The organism is Providencia sp. PROV267, assembly GCF_028477825.1.
Taxonomy (GTDB): domain Bacteria; phylum Pseudomonadota; class Gammaproteobacteria; order Enterobacterales; family Enterobacteriaceae; genus Providencia; species Providencia stuartii.
In genome coordinates, this window is sequence record NZ_JAMPLX010000032.1 from 1 (window position 1) to 1,805 (window position 1,805).

Below are 1,805 nucleotides of genomic sequence, written 5' to 3' on the forward strand. Positions count from 1 at the left end.
TGCGCCATCTATTACACGCACAGTGGCTTAAACGGATTGCCGGAGGCGCTCACCAACGGTGACGGTCATCTCGTTTGGCAAGGTCAATATGGTGTTTGGGGGAATTTACAGCGTCAGGCCCGCCCTACCGGTGAGTTTAACAGTGAACAAAACCTGCGTTTTCAAGGGCAATATTTCGACAAAGAAACCGGCCTGCACTATAATACTTTCAGGTACTACGCCCCAGATTTAGGTCGCTTTACCCAGCAAGACCCCATCGGGCTGGCAGGCGGATTGAACCTGTACCAGTATGCGCCAAATCCGCTGACGTGGGTGGACCCGTGGGGGTTGGCTAAAGATACAGTCACTGTATATCACTTCACAGATAAAGCAGGATATGAAGCAATAATTAGAAGTGGTGAAATCAGAATGAGTCCACCCCCACCAAAAAGTGGTAATAAACCGGGAGTCTATGTTACTCCCACATCTGTCGAGACTTTGGGAAATAAGATTGCAGCACATTTAAATATTTCATCAGATAAAGCAACACATGTATTTAAATTTGAAGTGCCAAAAAATAGTATTAAACTACCTAAAAACGTTAAGCAAGGAGGTAATAGCGGTAGAGGTAACCTACATAAGCGTGTCATTTATTCTAATATAAAACTTAATACTGTAGATTGGATAGCTGGGGAAGTGATAAAAGTACCGAATAAAAAAGGATCATTAACGGAAAGAAGTGTAAATTGGAAAACAGGTAGCACTAAGTGTTAGTATGTAGATGAGGTTTATAATGAACTATGTAAATACGTTTATTCTTCAAAATGATATACCATTTTTTTTTAAAAAATTAGCAAATTTTTTGATGTCAAATAAAATGATGGATTATTCATTTGAAATGGTTTACTCAAGTGAAAAAAAAATATCATCAAATGAATTTGATGATATTTTCATGTCAAAATATAATGGAGAGTTGAAACCCTTTGATGAATTGGATGATAATCTTATATGCTACCCTGTTCGTTTGATTAATAACATAGAGTTTGCTAGAGATATTTCTAGCTATATTACCCTTGATGATGGCTATCTAATAATACATATGTTTTTAGATATTGACGATTTATCAAGCCTATATAAATCTGGGTTTTGTCAGACGAAAAGAAGTAAAGCGTTCCGATTGGAGATATATAACGTAGAGTGGGAGGCAATAAAATTACCTAACCCAAATTTATATATTGACTCTTTAAGTGAAAAAGCCTATCAAGAGATAGATAGTAGCTACGATTTAATTGCTTTAGGCGCTGCCATGATATCTCTTAATAAGGTAACCCATATAAATATGTCATATATTGACAATTTAAATGAATTTAATGATTCCGAGTATGCAGAGTTTCATAAAGTAGTTGATGAAATTGGGGTCGCATTAAGTTTACCATAATACACATTACATGCTTTATATCATAGAAATAAAAATCATTCATTAATCAAAATCGATAGAAAAACAAATAACATAAGGCTACTGGAGTAGTTTAATCGAAATAATTAAAAGCAAAAGGTCGTGACTCATTCATAATTGGGCTATTTTTCTATAGATACTGCTGGATCCAGTTTATATAATTGGACTCAGCAGTATCAGAAAAGCACGAATCAGTCTGATATTTACAAGCAGACAACAGAAAAATACATACCGAGAAACGAGGGTATAACACGTGTGGGCGTATCCCCATATCAAGTTGTACATCATAGGCATAAATCGATGTTCACAACGCCGATATTTGACTGACACACTAACACTATGACCATAAACACCAGATTATATTGCGGTC

Annotated in this window: 2 protein-coding genes; both read left to right on the top strand. The window is 36.0% G+C overall.

Annotated features, from left to right (window positions below; translation table 11 throughout):
• On the top strand, positions 1 to 753 hold a 753-nt coding region (locus PR709_RS18815), incomplete at its 5' end, for an RHS repeat-associated core domain-containing protein (protein WP_272571103.1).
• Between the two features lie 19 nt (positions 754 to 772).
• Positions 773 to 1,417 (top strand): hypothetical protein, encoded by a 645-nt coding sequence (locus tag PR709_RS18820; protein ID WP_272571104.1) that lies wholly within the window; start codon positions 773 to 775, stop codon positions 1,415 to 1,417.
• Positions 1,418 to 1,805 lie beyond the last annotated feature (388 nt).

Coding starts and splice junctions, on each gene's coding strand:
- PR709_RS18820 (WP_272571104.1), top strand. CDS start 773: ATGAACTATGTAAATACGTTTATTCTTCAAAATGATATACCATTTTTT.